A 14,902-nucleotide genomic window follows, 5' to 3' on the forward strand; every position below is an offset into this window, starting at 1 on the left:
GTGCGTTCCCGGCATGGCAGCGCGTCCGCACGTCTATGGGAGTGTCGTCCATGGCCCTTGCTCACGCCGGTAGCGAGGCAGAACCCATCGAGCAATCCAGCCACTCCACCGTCGAGCAGCACAGCACCAAGGTGCTGATGCTGGGCGCGCTGGGCGTGGTTTACGGCGATATCGGCACCAGCCCAATCTATGCATTTCGGGAAGCGCTGCACGCATCGTCGGGACCGGTAGCGCGCAACGACGTCCTTGGCGTGCTGTCGCTTATCGTCTGGGCGCTGACGATCATCGTCACGATAAAGTACGTCGCTTTCGTTCTCAGAGCCGACAACAAGGGCGAGGGCGGCACGCTGTCGCTGATGTCGCTTGCGCGCAGCGCTTATCCCAATGGAGCCAAGCTCATCCTGGGGATCGGGCTGTGCGGCGCGGCGCTGTTTTTCGGCGACGCCATCATAACGCCGGCCATCTCCGTGCTTTCGGCGGTCGAAGGCCTGGAAGTGGTGACCCCGACGCTGGAAACCTATGTGGTTCCGATCACGCTGGTCATCCTGGCAATGCTTTTTGCCGTGCAACGCTTTGGCACCGGCAGGGTGGCGGCCGTGTTCGGACCGGTGACGGCAGTGTGGTTCCTGGCGATCGGCGCCGCCGGGGTGTACCATCTGCTGGACGACCCGTCGGTCCTGCTGGCGATCAATCCCTATTACGCGGTCGCTTATCTGGCCAATACGCCCACCGGTGCCTTCGTCACGGTCGGGGCGGTGTTCCTGGCGGTCACCGGGGCCGAAGCCCTCTATGTCGACCTCGGTCATTTCGGGCGCAGGCCGATCGTGCTGGCATGGTTTTCCGTGGTGTTCCCTTGTCTGCTCCTCAACTATTTCGGACAAGGCGCGTTCGTTCTGGCCAACGGCGGCAAACCCACCAATCCATTCTTCCAGATGCTGCCTGATTGGGCGCTGATGCCCATGGTTGGGCTGGCCACGGCAGCGACCGTGATCGCCAGTCAGGCGGTGATCTCCGGCGCTTTCTCGCTGACCCGCCAGGCGGTGCAGCTCAATCTGCTTCCGCGCATCGAGGTGCAGCATACGTCCGAAATGCAATCCGGCCAGATCTACATGCCGCGCGTCAATCTGGTGGTTGCGCTGGGCGTGATGTTGCTGGTGGTCGGCTTTGGCGGTTCGAGTTCGCTGGCTTCCGCCTATGGCATTTCGGTGACTGGCGAAATGCTGATGACAACCATCCTGCTGTTTGTCGTGATGCGGTTCCGGTGGAAATGGCAGCTTGCACTGGCGGCGGCGCTCACACTGCTGTTTGGCACGATCGATACCGGATTTTTCCTCGCAAACATCGTCAAGATCCTCGAAGGCGGGTGGGTCTCGATAACAGTCGCTTGCGCCATGGGGCTGATCATGTCCACCTGGATCCGCGGCACCCGCTATTTGTTCGAAAAGACCCGCCGGAACGAGATTCCGCTCGATTTCCTTGCCGGCAATCTGCTGAAGAAGAAGCCGCATCTGGTGTCGGGCACCGCAGTGTTCCTGACCAGCGATCCGCTGAGCGCGCCGACGGCGCTGATGCACAGCCTCAAGCACTACAAGGTGCTGCACGAGCAGAATGTCATCCTTTCGGTGGTGACGGCACCGCAGCCGGTTGTGCCCGACAGCGAGCGCGTCAAGATGGAGACGGTCAACGAACTGTTCATGCGGGTGACGCTGACCTTCGGCTATATGGAGCAGCCCAACATCCCGCGTGCGCTGGCGATCTGCCGCAAGCAGGGCTGGAAGTTCGACATCATGACGACATCCTTCTTCCTGTCGCGGCGCTCGCTCAAGGCCTCGCCCAATTCCGGCATGCCGGTCTGGCAGGACAAGCTGTTCATCGGGCTGGCGCGCACGGCGGCCGATGCGACGGAATATTTCCAGATCCCGACCGGACGCGTGGTCGAGATCGGGACGCAGGTGGCTATTTAAAAACGTGTCCGTTGCGACATTCCAGGTAGTCTGCCGATGGGACTGGGTCTGCCAAGTCGTGGACGACTCGCAATATCGGGACGGAGCCATTACGTGACGGCACTTGATATTGCAGCGCAGCAAGCGTAGAGCACCGCCCGCTTATCGGAGTGTCGTCCATGGCCCTTGCCAATGCTGGTAACGAGGCAGAACCTGTCGAACAATCGAGCCATTCTGAGGTCGAGCAGCACAGCACCAAGGTGCTGATGCTGGGCGCACTCGGTGTGGTTTACGGCGATATAGGCACCAGCCCGATCTATGCATTCCGAGAGGCGTTGCATGCATCAGCCGGCGGCAACGTCGCCAACCGTGGCGACATCCTGGGCGTACTCTCGCTGATCATCTGGTCGCTGACGATCACCGTCACCATCAAATACATCATGTTCGTGCTTCGTGCCGACAATCGCGGCGAGGGCGGGGTGCTGTCGCTGATGGCGCTGGCGCGCAACAGTTTCCCGACGCGCTCGGCGGTGATCCTCGGCATCGGCATTGTCGGCGCGGCGCTTTTTTTCGGCGACGCAGTCATTACGCCGGCGATCTCGGTACTATCGGCGGTCGAAGGCATGAATGTCGTCACGCCGACATTCCAGCCCTATGTGGTGCCGCTGACGCTGGCCATCCTGGCGATCGTGTTTGCGGTACAGCGGTTCGGCACCGGCGGCGTAGGATTGGTGTTCGGGCCAGTCACGGCGCTGTGGTTCCTGGCCATCGGCCTTTCCGGCATTAACCACATCATCGCCGATCCGGAAATCCTGCTGGCGATCAGCCCGCATTACATCGTGTCGTTCCTGGTCAACTCGCCCGACGTCGCCTTCGTCACTGTTGGTGCGGTCTTCCTCGCCGTCACCGGCGCTGAGGCGCTCTATGCCGATCTCGGCCATTTCGGCCGCAAGCCGATCGTGCTCGCCTGGCTGGCAATTGTGTTCCCTTGTCTGTTGCTCAACTATGTCGGGCAAGGTGCCTTCGTGCTCGCAAATGGCGGTGTTGTCGGCCATCCCTTCTTTGAGATGAACCAGGGCTGGACGCTTATTCCGATGGTCGTGCTGGCGACGGCGGCGACCGTCATCGCCAGCCAGGCGGTGATCTCCGGCGCTTTCTCGCTGACCAGGCAGGCGGTGCAGCTCAACATGCTGCCGCGTTTCGTCATCCAGCACACGTCGGAAAAACAGTCGGGCCAGATCTATCTGCCGCGCATCAACCTGATGCTGGCGCTGGTGGTGATGTTGCTGGTGGTCGGCTTCGGCGAATCCAGCCGCCTGGCCTCGGCCTACGGTATTTCGGTGACCGGCAACATGCTGGTGACGAACATACTGCTTTTTGTTGTAATGACGCGCATCTGGAAATGGCCGCTCGGCGTCGCGGTCGCCTTGATGGCGGTGTTCGCCTTCGTCGATACCGGCTTCTTTGCAGCCAACATAGTCAAGGTGTTTGAAGGGGGCTGGTCCTCGCTTGCCATTGCCGCAGTTATTGTGCTGACCATGTGGACATGGATCCGCGGCACCCGCTATTTGTTCGAAAAGACCCGCCGGAACGAGATCCCGCTGGATTTCCTCGCCGGCAATCTGCTGAAGAAGAAGCCGCATCTGGTGTCGGGCACCGCAGTGTTCCTGACCAGCGATCCGCTGAGTGCGCCGACGGCGCTGATGCACAGCCTCAAGCACTACAAGGTGCTGCACGAACAGAACGTCATCCTTTCGGTGGTGACGGCGCCGCAGCCTGTCGTGCCCGACAGCGAGCGCGTCAAGATGGAGACGGTCAACGAGCTGTTCATGCGGGTGACGCTGACCTTCGGCTACATGGAGCAGCCCAATATCCCGCGCGCGCTGGCGATCTGCCGCAAGCAGGGCTGGAAGTTCGACATCATGACGACATCCTTCTTCCTGTCGCGGCGCTCGCTCAAGGCATCGCCCAATTCCGGCATGCCGGTCTGGCAGGACAAGCTGTTCATCGGGCTGGCGCGCTCGGCGGCCGATGCGACGGAATATTTCCAAATCCCGACCGGACGGGTGGTCGAGATCGGGACGCAGGTGGCTATTTGAACAAGCGGCCATGCCCTTCGAAGGGCACGGCCATTTGTGAGGCTCAGTTCACCAGAGCCGCCTTGTTTGCTTCAAGAAATTCCTTCAGCGGCTGCGGCTTCCTGCCGGACAGAGTCTCGACCGCGTCGGTCACCATGCCGATCCGGCCGGAGCGGGTGTTGGTATCGAAGGAAACGATCACGGGCGCAAAAGCTTCGGGAACGCCGGCTGCCTTCAATCCCTCGGTCAGCGCTTCATCCGAAAGCTGGACAACGTCGATCGGCTTGCCGGTGACCTCGGTGACGAGGGCTGCAATCTCGGCCATCGTGTGGGCCTTGGGGCCGGTCAGCGTGTATGTCGTGCTTTCGGTTGCGCTCGAAGCGAGGCCGGCGGCAATCGCGGCAGCCATATCGTCGCGCGCGCCGTGGGCAATGCGGCCGTCTCCAGCGGACGTGTACCACTGCCCAGAGGCGATGGCGTGCGGCAGCGCCAGGAACAGGTTCTCCTGATACCAGCCGTTGCGGAAGATGGTGGAGGGGATACCGCTCGCCTTGATCGCCTGCTCGGTGCCGTGGTGATCGGGCGCAAACAGCACCGGCGATCCTGGCTCCGGATTGGGCATCGATGTGTAGAGCAGATGCGAAACACCCGCGCTTTTTGCGGCGGCGACCGCGGTCTCATGTTGCTTCAGGCGCTTGCCCGGAATGGCGAGCTCGTTTGTCGAAATGATCAGAACCCTGTCGGCGCCGGTAAATGCACTGGCCAACGATGCGGTGTCGTCGAAGTCGACCGTCCTGATGGTGACGCCTCGGGCTGCCAGATCGGCCAGATTTTCCGGATTGCGGGTAGCGGCGATGATGCGCTGAGGGGAGACCTTGAGCGTGTCAAGCAGATGATTGATGACGCCGCGGCCAAGCTGGCCGGAGGCGCCGGTGACGAGAAGGGTGTCGGTCATGAAAGGTCCTGACGTTGCGCCGGAGCGGCGGGTGCATATGTTAGTCTCAAAAAGAGACCAGCACTAAAATAGGAATTGACCCATCCTCGTAAAGAAGGCAGTTTTGCGGGAGGTAGGCACAGCCAGGGAACCAGCCATGGACGGCAAGATCGTCAATCTGAGATCGAAGCTCGAGATCTACAAAGCAGGCAGCGGTGGCGGAAACCTTGCGGATTGCCCGGTTCGCGACGTGATCCAGGGCATAAGCAACAAATGGAGTTCGCTGCTGATGGAGGCCTTGGCCGAGAAGCCGTACCGCTTTGGCGAGTTGCGGCGCCTCGTGCCCGATATTTCACAGCGCATGCTCACCCAGACGCTGCACGATCTGCAGCGCGACGGCTATGTGCATCGCGAGGTTTTTCCGACCAAACCGCCGAGCGTTGAATACAGCCTCACCGATCTCGGGCGCTCGATGTTTGGACCCTTGCACCAGCTGATCCAATGGGCCGAGCTCAATCACGGCGCTGTACGCGAGGCGCGGAAGGTTTTCGATGCTGCCGAAGGCTGAGTCTCAAGGCCGAGACAGCGGCTTGATTTAGCGACAACGCTGAAGGATTGTCCGGCCTGGGTCGGGTCGGGCAAATGGGCAATTCTCTGGACATCGCGATTGCCGGCGCGGCGATCAGTTACGCGCTCATCGGAACGGACGTATCGATACTGCGCTGGAGGCTTGCGTCCGCGACAGGCTGGTGGCCAGTGGCAAGCATTCCGCCGGAAACGAATATCCTTGCCTCGATGATTACAGGCACTGTGATCAATCCATTCAAGCCGATCGGGCTTGCGGAAGCCCGGTGGCCGGATCGTTTCGGCGGATGATTTCCGAAAGGTGCGAGCCCTTCGCCCGTAGGAATGTATGGAGGCGTTGCGGATAATCGGGAGCGACCGCGTCCTTCACGGATGGGCGTTTGCGCAACGCCTCGCGCCACACCTGGACATGCGGCTTTCCGTCCAGGATGCCGAAATCGCCGATCCGGTCGAAGACGTCGAAATAGCGGAAAATCGGCCCGTAGACCGCGTCGACCAGTGAAAAGCGATCACCGGCGAACCACGGCCCAACCGCGCCATTCGCCAGTTCCACTTCCAGGCGATCGAACACCGCCGATAGCGCCTCGCTTTCGGCGAGCAACGCGGCTTCCGTAGGCGCTGAATAGAAGCGGCCGATGGCATTGAGGATTGCCGAGCCAAACTCGATCCAGGCGCGATGTCGGGCACGGGCATAGGGATCGGTGGGATGCAGCGGATTGGGCTGGCTTTCCTCGAGGAATTCGAGGATGACGAGCGATTCGAAGATCACCGTTTCCTGGCCGTCATGCTCAACGCGAAGCAGCGGCACCTTGCCGAGCGGCGATATCGCCTTGAACCAGGCAGGCTTGTTGGCGAGATCGACGGCGATGCGCTCGAACGGCACGCCCTTTTCGCGAAGCGAAATCGCCGCGCGCTGCACATAGGGACAAAGATGGTGGCTGACGAGGATGAGCTTGTCGGTCATCTCACTCTCCCCAGACATAGTTCAAGGCGCCGTTCTCGACGCGGGTGGAGAGGAACATCAGGCGGGAGCCCTTCGGCGCTGGGCCTTCGAGGCGATCACCGTTCGCCATGTCGAACGAGGCGCCGTGCCATTGGCAGACGAGCTTGCCGTCCTTGCAGTCGAGCGGGCCACCGAAGTGCAGGCAGACGTTGGCGGCGGCGCGGATACGCTCGCCGCTGCGGTAGACATGGACCTCGCGGCCGAAAAACGGAGCGATCAGGCTGCCTGTTTCCGGAATGTCGGCGATCCTGCAGATTTCATGCTTCATCGGAATTGCCTTTCATGATTGATGCGATTGCATCTATATAGATGCATTTGCATCGATCGTCAAGCTTGATGCAGTTGCATCTATCGCCTACGATGTAATCATGACCGGGATTCCTTCACCTCCAGCAATCAAAGCCTGGGCCCGCCTGATGCGGGTTTCGCGCCAGTTGTTGGAAAGTGCCGAGGACGCGCTGAAGGACAGTGGCCTGCCGCCGCTTGCCTGGTACGACGTGCTGCATGAGCTTGCCGAGGCGGGCGAGGGCGGATTGCGGCCGTTCCAACTCACCGAGCGCACCCTGTTTGCGCAATACAACATCTCGCGGCTGCTGGCGCGGCTCGAAGCCGACGGGCAGGTCGAGAAGCTTCCAGTTGCCGATGACGGCCGCGGGCAAACCATCCGCATCACCGGCAAGGGGCGCGAGACGCGCCGCCGCATGTGGGTCGTCTACGGCCGCTCGATATCGGAGTTGGTCGGCTCCCAGCTTTCCAACGATGATCTGGACACGCTGTCGGCTCTGCTTGGGCGCCTGCGAGATCCGCCCGCCCTGGCGTGACACGCCTTCGTGCCGAAGATGGCGCGGATCTGCGAGGTCAGGCACTGCCCCAAAGGAATGCCAATGTCGCCAGAACCCCAAGCCCGACGCGGACCAGATGCAGATTGCCCCATTTGACGATCATTGTCCGAGCCTCAGGATTGACGGTGTTAGCGTCCATCACCTCCAGCAGCCGATTTGCCGGCATCATCACCAGCAGCGTCCATGGCCAAGGCAGGATGATCAGCACGGCGCCGGCCAGATAAGCGAGATTGCCGGTCTGCCACCACGCGACGAGGCCCAGAATACAGGCGATGACGGCGATCGAGGCCTGCATGGCGGCGCCGCGCTTGTAGGAAGGCTGCCATTCCTGCAGCAATGCCTTGTCATCGAGGCGAAGCCGCGCCGGCTGTTCGGCGACGCTGACGTAGATAGCCGCGCCTGCAAACACAGCGGCAACGGTCAAGGCAAGCAATCCGGCGAGCATGATCCGTGTCTCCCGTAATGCCCCGCATGGAGCAAGCTACAGAAATAAAGGCTTGCGCCGGGTCGGGCAATACGCCATAAAGCCGAACCGTAACGTACGGTACGCTGTTGAGTTCGTATCTGAACTGCGGGTGAGTTCGCCTCCTGAGGAAAGACTGTGTTGCACGCTGTGACCGACATCGACACCAGCGAGACGCTGACAGAGCGGCAGAAGGCCGTGCTCGACGCCGCCCTTCGCCTGCTGGTCGAAGAGGGCGATCAGTTGACCATGACCGCCGTGGCGCGGCGGGCGAGCTGCTCGAAGGAGACGCTCTACAAATGGTTCGGCGATCGCGACGGGCTGTTGACGGCAACGGTGCAATGGCAGGCGTCCAAGGTGCGGGTAGTGCCGGTCGACCGCAAGGGACTCGATCTTGCCTCGCTGACGGCGAGCCTCGAACGCTTCGCTTCGGACTGGCTCAGGGTAATTTCGAGCGACACCTCGATCGCGCTGAACCGGGTGGCGGTCGGCCATGCTAGTTCGGGGAAGGACGATCTCGGCGCCATCGTGCTGGAGAACGGCCGCTTCGCGCTGGCCAGGCGGCTGAAGCCGGTGCTGGAGGCAGGCAAGGAAGCTGGTTTCCTCGAGTTTTCCGACGCTGAGATGGCTTTCCGCACCTTTTTCGGGCTGGTCGCCCGCGACGTGCAGATCCGCCTGCTGCTCGGCGACCGGCTGGAATTGACTGATGCGGCGATCGGCGGCGATGCCGTCCGGGCGACGCAGCAGTTTCTCGCTCTTTACGGGGCAAAAACCGGGCCGCAGGGCCTCTGAATTCAAAACGGGAAGGAAGAAAAATGCGTGTCTATTACGATCGCGACGCCGATCTCAACCTGATCAAAGGCAAGAAGGTTGCCATCATCGGCTATGGCAGCCAGGGCAGGGCGCATGCGCTCAACCTCAAGGATTCCGGCGTCAAGGATATCGCCATTGGCCTCAAGGCCGGCTCGGCGACCGCGAAGAAGGTCGAGGCCGACGGGCTCAAGGTGATGAGTGTGGCCGATGCCGCCAAATGGGCCGACCTGATGATGATGGCGACGCCCGACGAGCTGCAGGCCGACATCTACAGATCAGAGATCGCGCCGAACATCCGCGACGGCGCGGCGATCGCCTTCGCCCACGGCCTCAACGTGCATTTTGGCCTGATCGAGCCAAAAGCCTCGGTCGACGTCGTCATGATCGCGCCAAAGGGCCCGGGCCACACGGTGCGCGGCGAATACCAGAAGGGCGGCGGCGTGCCGTGCCTGGTCGCGGTCAACCAGGACGCTTCGGGCAATGCGCTCGATTTGGCGCTCTCCTACGCCTGCGGCGTCGGCGGTGGCCGTTCGGGCATCATCGAGACCAATTTCCGCGAGGAGTGCGAGACCGACCTGTTCGGCGAGCAGGTGGTGTTGTGCGGCGGTCTGGTCGAGTTAATCCGCGCCGGTTTCGAGACACTGGTGGAAGCGGGCTATGCGCCGGAAATGGCCTATTTCGAGTGCCTGCACGAGGTCAAATTGATCGTCGACCTGATCTACGAAGGCGGCATCGCCAACATGAACTACTCGATCTCGAACACCGCCGAATGGGGCGAATATGTCTCGGGCCCGCGCATCATCACTGCCGAGACCAAGGCCGAGATGAAGCGCGTGCTGAAGGATATCCAGACCGGCAAGTTCACCTCGGAATGGATGCAGGAATACCGCGCCGGCATGTCGCGCTTCAAGGGCATCCGCCGCAACAACGACAGCCACCAGATCGAGGAAGTCGGCGCCAAGCTGCGCGCGATGATGCCGTGGATCTCGAAGAACAAGCTGGTTGATAAGGCCAAGAACTGAAGGAAATCCACGTTCGTTTCGTTACCCGTCCTCGGGCTTCGCCCTGCGGGCGCGTGGGAATTTCCATGAACAAGCTGGTCGACAAGGCCAAGAACTGATCGCAATTTCATTGCCAATCAAGAAAGGCCGGCGGAGCGATCCGCCGGCCTTTTCGCATCAAGATTGTGTGGTTTCCAGGCTTCTGCACAGGCGCACTATCCTCATCACCGTGATATGCCTGTGCGGGGCATGGCACAAAAGTGCCAAGGGGGTGAGAGTTGGAACTCAAATTTCTGTTGGTCGGGTTTGCCTGCGCGGTTGCCGGCATGCTCTCCCTCGTCACCTTGCTGAAGTGGTGGGAGGTGAGGGCGGTCAGCCGCTGGTCTCCTACGCCGGGAAAGATCATCTCGTCGCGGGTCGAGGCTCGCGAGGTGACCAGTTCGGGATCCGGTTCGGACAGCGGAGGGTCGACCGAAATCCGCAACTTCCCGGCAATCACCTTCGAATACGGCAAGACATTTCGCAGTTCGCACTACAGCGTGCAGGAGAACCTTGGAAACTTTGCCGTGGCGGAAACCCTTGCGAAATTTCCAAACGGGGCCGGCGTAACCGTCTTCTACAATCCGGCCGATCCAGCCAAGGCCGTGATCGAACGCACCATGCCTGACGGCTCCTTCAAGTTCATGGTCCAGCTTTCGGCCGGGCTGGTGGTCGGCGCGCTTGTATTGGTCTTCTCCGTCGGCGGCGTCCTCGAAGCGGTCCGGCCGTTTTTGCCCAAGCCGCAGAACCTCGGCGCCGCGGCCCTGCTGCTTTTCATGGGATTATTTGTCCTGCGCATGGGCTTTGCCCAGAAGTCACTTGCGGAACAGGCGGCCAAATGGCCCATCACGGCAGGACGCATCGACGCCTCGGGCCTGCAGAAATTCGAGACCCGCGACAGGTCCGGAGGCGGCTATCGGCCCTGGCGAACAGTCTTCAAATCCCGCATCGTCTACAGCTATAGCGTCGCCGGCCAGCGCTACGCCGCCGATCGCATCGCTTTCGGCGCAAACGTGACGGCTTCGCTGCCGAGGCTCGTCAGCGGTCAATCACAGCGCTATCTTCAGGGCGACAAGGTTGAGGTCCACTACGATCCCGACAACCCAGTTGCAGCGGTTCTCGAATGCAGGGTGAGCGGGCTTTGGCTCCTGTGGGTCTGCGCCGTTGGCTTGATAGGTGGAGCCGCGCTGCTTGTCGGGGTGATCTAATGCTGAAGCTGCCGCCCTAGACGCTGTAGATTCAGAGGAAGGGCACTTGTCTTCAGCATCTGACAAGAACTCCGCTGTCGAAGCCAGGCCATGTCAATCTCACCGTCGCCCCGTCGACCACAATATGGATGACACGGGAGAACGGCTCTTCGGCCGACGGGTCGGATCCGTAACATTGGCTGGCCCGCGCCACCCAGCCCGTAGGCGTCTTGAGAAACGTTGCGTGTTCGCAGCCGAGAGCAGGGACCGACAGCGCGTCGCGGTACAATGTGTAGACAGTCTGGCGTTGAACATCCGCAACGGCGGTACAGTTCGATCTGTCCCCGGACCATGTGCCCACATAGGGTTCCGTGGCAAAGGCGCTGCCGCACGAAAATGTTAAGATCGAAATGAGCATCAAGAGATTTCGCATCATCGATTCTTCTTTTCGACGTGGCCTTGGGCCATGCTAAAGCATCGATGCTCAGACTTCACAATGATGCTGCTCCAAGGGACTTAAATGATCATCCACAAAGCAGCAGCTATTTTTCTGAGCATGCTGAGCCTGTTGCAAGCAGCGAACGCAACAGAATGTTCGCTCAGCCATGCGACTTATCGCGAGCCGCGTTCGGGAGCGACGATACAGTTCCGGCCAACCAACAACGAGCCGGCCGCGCTGACGACCGAGGTCTTTTCGTTGATCGTGCCCAACACCGACATTCGTCTGCCGTCGGACATTACCTGGACCAATGGCAAGTACTCGTTTCCTGTGGGCACGATCCGGCACACCTGCACCGACGACGATCGTGAGGCTGGTCTCGTGGACGGCACCGGGCTGTGCAGAGTGTGGGATGGGCAGGTCTATGCGTTCAATGCAGGCGGTGCCGAGCAGTTGAGTTCCCGCGAAGCCTCGCCGGCGCCGGCAGGGTTGCTGTTGCCTGACTTCGGCGCGATTTTTACCGAATGGCCCGATTTCGCCAAAGCCAATCCCGATGGTTCAGCCTGGGACGCCTTTAGCTTGACGGGTTGTAGCGATGAATAGCAAGAGACTGCCGGCCTGCATCTTCGCCCTGCCGGTCCTTATGGCCATGGCAACCGGCGCTCGTGCCGACCAAAGCAAGCCGTCGCGTCCGCCTGTCGACAAATGCGCTTGGGAACGGCTGGCGGACAAGGATGTCGGGCTGGCTGCCTGGGTGCAGCGCTGCGATTTCGGTTTTCGCCGGATTCATTTCGAGCTTGGCGGCAATGCTCTTGCCATCAAATACAGCGACGGCGGGCCGGCCGATCCCGTCGTCGAAGTCTTCGATATGCTGCCGGGCGAGGCCGCTGACGCTGCGTTGCAGCGCATTTTTACGCAGAAGACCGAGAAAGCCATCAGCACACGTTGCGTGCTCATGCCTTACACCGAAGGGTCGCGCCCACGCGCACCCTGCGGTATGTCTTCAGTCCCGATGCCGTTTATCTCAGTGAATTGAAAGCCGTTGCCGACCCTGACGAGGTCGGCGAACCGCCTTGCGGCGAATGGGGCGAAGCCCCGGACGGCATTCAGTATTTCGAGGTGCAATCACCCGAACTGCGAAAGCTTCTATTCGTTCGCGTCGGCCAGGATGAGCCGCTGTTTGACGAGCAGACACTGCGAGTCCTGCCACCCGGATAGCGCCGGGATCTCAGCCGTAGTGCCAGCTGGGCTTTGGTTCGGTGCCGGTGAACATCACCCCAATTCGGTCCTCGCGGCGCCAGCGGACCACCGCCTTGTAGGCAATGCCGTCGGTCGGAACATAGAGCAGGAACTCATCGGGGACGCGCGCGTCGATCGAGACCTTCAATTCGGCACCGCCGGCATGCATGTTGCGCAGTGTGCATGTGACCTCGGAGTTGGTCATGCCGGTCAGGATCGCCGCGCCCTTCAAGACGCGCTGCCGGTGTTTGTCCCTCTGTTCGTCCTCGGCCATCGCACGCAATCCAGCCATCTTCGCGTCTCGGGCGTTCTGATCGGGAGGATTATTAGACCTGCCTGATAAAAATAGCGTTATCACCAGTGGAGGCTGGCGATTTTTCGCGGTTGCTGGCCGTAAGAAAAAATCGGCGCCGCAACGCGCGGCGCCAGACGATATTATTACCGGCCTGCTCAGCTATAGGGCGAGTAGCATTGCTGGCGCGGCCCGTTATAGGGCTGGAACGTGTTGTCCCAGGCGCGGTACGACCGGTAGCGATTGTAGCACCATTGGACATGCGCGCTGGAAAGCCGCTGTGTCCGGTAGTAGCGCCGCGGTGCGGGCGCATCGTAGTAGTTGTAATTGTTGTACAGGCTGCCGAGGCCAAACCCCAGGCCCAGCCCAAGAATCGCGGCGCCGGCACCATCATCGTAGTAACCGCCGCGGTAATGGCGGCGGTGATGGCGCCAACGCCAGCTGTCGTCCCAGCCGCCATTGTCCCAGTGTCTCGAGAAATGACGGCCGCGGAAATTGTTGGACCGCCATCTCCAATCATTGCCGCCGTGCCATTGCCGAACGCCGTGATTGCGCCAACGCCAGATCTGCCTGTCATTGCCGCCTGCCCAATCTTCACGAATTTGCACGATGTCGGCGGCATTGCCCGCCACCGGCAGCAGGGGTTTGGGCATCGGCCCGGCAAGCGAGGGGGCCGAGAGGCCGGCGATCAGACCGAGGGCCATCAGCCCGGATCTGACAGAAGATAAAAAGAGCGGTTTCATCGCACTCTCCGAAGATTCAGGCCCCACGCCCAGAATACCCCGGGGAAGGGCCTATTGATGGAACTTTCCATCTGAACGGAAGATGAACAAAAAGGTTCCGTCAACCATAACGAGCGCGCGATCAATCAGAGCCGCCTGATTTCTGCGCCCTTGTTTTCGCGCGCGCTTGCGGGCAAAGGTCAAAGCCATGTCGCTGCGCCTTGCCACCTTCAACGTCGAAAACCTGATGAACAGGTTTGATTATTCCGGATACCGCAATCAGCTCAACGAAGATCGCACGCTGGCGCTTTTCGACATCCAGAGCGAGGCCGAATACAAGATGCTCGAGCAGGCGCGGGCCATCGCCCAATCCGACGACACGCGGCAGTTGACGGCGCTGGCGATCGCGGCCACCCGCGCCGACATCATCTGCATGCAGGAGGTCGACAATATCGAGGCGCTGAGGGCCTTCGAATATGGCTATCTGTTCAAGATGGTGGGGCAAGGCTACCGGCAGAAATACACCACCGCCGGCAATGATTCGCGCGGCATCGACGTCGCCGTGATGATGCGCAACGAGACCGCGCAGGGCCAGCCGATCGAATTCGTGCGCATGACCAGCTACGCCTATGTCACGTTCGAGCAATTCGGGCTGCACACGGCGGAATTGGCAGCGCTTGGTCACCAGGCCAATGAGCGCATCTTCCGGCGCGACTGCCTGGAAATCGATCTGACGGTGGCTGGCGCACCGTTGACGCTGTATCTCGTGCATTTCAAGTCGATGGGCTCGCCCCGTAACGGCCTCGACGGCCGCGAGGCGACCATGCCGCTGCGCATCGCCGAAGCTCAAGCAGTGCGCCGGATCATCGAGGAGCGCTTCGGCAAGGACCATGCCGCCGACAAGCGCTGGGCAATCTGCGGCGATATGAACGACTACCGGCAGCGCGTGAAGATTACCGGCGATGCCGTCGACGGCTACCGTTTCGAGGTCATCGACGAGAGCCGGTCCTGCATCGATGTGCTCACTGCCGGCGGCTTTTGTGAAAACGCGGTCGAGCGGCGGCCGGAAATGGACCGCTGGACTTTCTATCACACACGCGGACCGGAAGAGCGGCATCTCTGCCAGCTCGACTACATCCTTTTGTCGAGGGCGCTGGCCAGGCAGAACGCCACCGCGGTTCCCGATATCATCCGCAACGGCCAGCCTTGGCGCACCATATTTCCAGCGGGCCAGGAGGTCGAGCGCTTCCCACGTGCCGGGTGGGACCGGCCGAAGGCATCCGACCATTGCCCGGTAGCAATTGCCCTCGACATGGTGTGAG

The 14,902-nt window shown here is 61.2% G+C and carries 17 protein-coding genes; 10 read left to right on the forward strand and 7 right to left on the reverse strand.

Annotated elements, in window-relative coordinates:
* Positions 1 to 50: 50 nt before the first annotated feature.
* Positions 51 to 1,964 carry a potassium transporter Kup gene (locus NKI47_RS10010; RefSeq protein WP_352483011.1) on the forward strand — a complete coding sequence of 638 codons (1,914 nt, stop codon included), beginning with the start codon at positions 51 to 53 and terminating at the stop codon, positions 1,962 to 1,964.
* A gap of 158 nt (positions 1,965 to 2,122) precedes the next feature.
* Complete coding sequence (locus tag NKI47_RS10015) at positions 2,123 to 4,042, forward strand: potassium transporter Kup (RefSeq protein WP_352483013.1); 1,920 nt, start codon at positions 2,123 to 2,125, stop codon at positions 4,040 to 4,042.
* A 43-nt stretch (positions 4,043 to 4,085) separates the two neighbouring features.
* Here NKI47_RS10015 and NKI47_RS10020 read toward each other — a convergent pair whose 3' ends face one another.
* Positions 4,086 to 4,976, reverse strand: coding sequence for an SDR family oxidoreductase (locus NKI47_RS10020; RefSeq protein ID WP_352589614.1), 891 nt, complete (start codon positions 4,974 to 4,976; stop codon positions 4,086 to 4,088).
* 136 nt (positions 4,977 to 5,112) lie between these two features.
* Between NKI47_RS10020 and NKI47_RS10025 the strand changes: the two genes are divergently transcribed.
* On the forward strand, positions 5,113 to 5,523 hold the full coding sequence (locus NKI47_RS10025; RefSeq protein ID WP_023720786.1) for a winged helix-turn-helix transcriptional regulator: 411 nt from the start codon (positions 5,113 to 5,115) through the stop codon (positions 5,521 to 5,523).
* Positions 5,524 to 5,778: 255 nt separating this feature from the next.
* Here NKI47_RS10025 and NKI47_RS10030 read toward each other — a convergent pair whose 3' ends face one another.
* On the reverse strand, positions 5,779 to 6,504 hold the full coding sequence (locus NKI47_RS10030) for a glutathione S-transferase family protein (RefSeq protein WP_352589616.1): 726 nt from the start codon (positions 6,502 to 6,504) through the stop codon (positions 5,779 to 5,781).
* A gap of 1 nt (position 6,505) precedes the next feature.
* Positions 6,506 to 6,811, reverse strand: a complete 306-nt coding sequence (locus NKI47_RS10035; RefSeq protein ID WP_352495187.1) for a Rieske (2Fe-2S) protein — start codon at positions 6,809 to 6,811, stop codon at positions 6,506 to 6,508.
* A 100-nt stretch (positions 6,812 to 6,911) separates the two neighbouring features.
* Here NKI47_RS10035 and NKI47_RS10040 point away from each other — a divergent pair, with 100 nt between their 5' ends.
* Positions 6,912 to 7,364 carry a MarR family winged helix-turn-helix transcriptional regulator gene (locus NKI47_RS10040; protein WP_352495188.1) on the forward strand — a complete coding sequence of 151 codons (453 nt, stop codon included), beginning with the start codon at positions 6,912 to 6,914 and terminating at the stop codon, positions 7,362 to 7,364.
* Positions 7,365 to 7,401: 37 nt separating this feature from the next.
* Here the strand turns inward: NKI47_RS10040 and NKI47_RS10045 are convergent, their stop codons facing one another.
* Complete coding sequence (locus NKI47_RS10045; protein WP_023720782.1) at positions 7,402 to 7,830, reverse strand: anthrone oxygenase family protein; 429 nt, start codon at positions 7,828 to 7,830, stop codon at positions 7,402 to 7,404.
* A 156-nt stretch (positions 7,831 to 7,986) separates the two neighbouring features.
* Between NKI47_RS10045 and NKI47_RS10050 the strand changes: the two genes are divergently transcribed.
* The 5 genes from NKI47_RS10050 to NKI47_RS10070 all read left to right on the forward strand — a co-directional run bounded on the left by NKI47_RS10050 (position 7,987) and on the right by NKI47_RS10070 (position 12,363).
* Positions 7,987 to 8,640, forward strand: coding sequence for a TetR/AcrR family transcriptional regulator (locus NKI47_RS10050; RefSeq protein ID WP_023720781.1), 654 nt, complete (start codon positions 7,987 to 7,989; stop codon positions 8,638 to 8,640).
* 23 nt (positions 8,641 to 8,663) lie between these two features.
* The gene (ilvC, locus tag NKI47_RS10055; RefSeq protein ID WP_352483016.1) at positions 8,664 to 9,683 is read left to right on the forward strand and encodes a ketol-acid reductoisomerase; all 1,020 of its coding nucleotides are present in this window, start codon (positions 8,664 to 8,666) and stop codon (positions 9,681 to 9,683) included.
* Positions 9,684 to 9,940: 257 nt separating this feature from the next.
* A complete protein-coding gene (locus tag NKI47_RS10060) occupies positions 9,941 to 10,909 on the forward strand; it encodes a DUF3592 domain-containing protein (protein WP_352589620.1) in 969 nt (322 codons plus the stop codon).
* 499 nt (positions 10,910 to 11,408) lie between these two features.
* Positions 11,409 to 11,930: a hypothetical protein gene (locus NKI47_RS10065; protein ID WP_352589623.1), complete on the forward strand. Its 522-nt coding sequence runs from the start codon at positions 11,409 to 11,411 to the stop codon at positions 11,928 to 11,930.
* Positions 11,923 to 12,363, forward strand: coding sequence for a hypothetical protein (locus NKI47_RS10070; protein ID WP_352589626.1), 441 nt, complete (start codon positions 11,923 to 11,925; stop codon positions 12,361 to 12,363). Before NKI47_RS10065 ends, NKI47_RS10070 begins: the two co-directional genes overlap by 8 nt.
* A 192-nt stretch (positions 12,364 to 12,555) precedes the next feature.
* Here NKI47_RS10070 and NKI47_RS10075 read toward each other — a convergent pair whose 3' ends face one another.
* The 3 genes from NKI47_RS10075 to NKI47_RS10085 all read right to left on the reverse strand — a co-directional run bounded on the left by NKI47_RS10075 (position 12,556) and on the right by NKI47_RS10085 (position 13,790).
* A complete protein-coding gene (locus NKI47_RS10075) occupies positions 12,556 to 12,840 on the reverse strand; it encodes a PilZ domain-containing protein (RefSeq protein ID WP_352570507.1) in 285 nt (94 codons plus the stop codon).
* A 176-nt stretch (positions 12,841 to 13,016) separates the two neighbouring features.
* A complete protein-coding gene (locus tag NKI47_RS10080) occupies positions 13,017 to 13,601 on the reverse strand; it encodes a BA14K family protein (RefSeq protein ID WP_352589629.1) in 585 nt (194 codons plus the stop codon).
* A gap of 51 nt (positions 13,602 to 13,652) precedes the next feature.
* Positions 13,653 to 13,790: a hypothetical protein gene (locus NKI47_RS10085; protein WP_352570411.1), complete on the reverse strand. Its 138-nt coding sequence runs from the start codon at positions 13,788 to 13,790 to the stop codon at positions 13,653 to 13,655.
* On the opposite strand from NKI47_RS10085, the gene NKI47_RS10090 reads away from it, so the two are divergent.
* Complete coding sequence (locus NKI47_RS10090) at positions 13,789 to 14,901, forward strand: endonuclease/exonuclease/phosphatase family protein (protein WP_352589632.1); 1,113 nt, start codon at positions 13,789 to 13,791, stop codon at positions 14,899 to 14,901. The two genes, NKI47_RS10085 and NKI47_RS10090, sit on opposite strands and share 2 nt — an antisense overlap.
* Position 14,902 lies beyond the last annotated feature (1 nt).

Origin of the sequence: Mesorhizobium sp. M0633 (assembly GCF_040320645.1) — a bacterium.
Classification (GTDB): domain Bacteria; phylum Pseudomonadota; class Alphaproteobacteria; order Rhizobiales; family Rhizobiaceae; genus Mesorhizobium.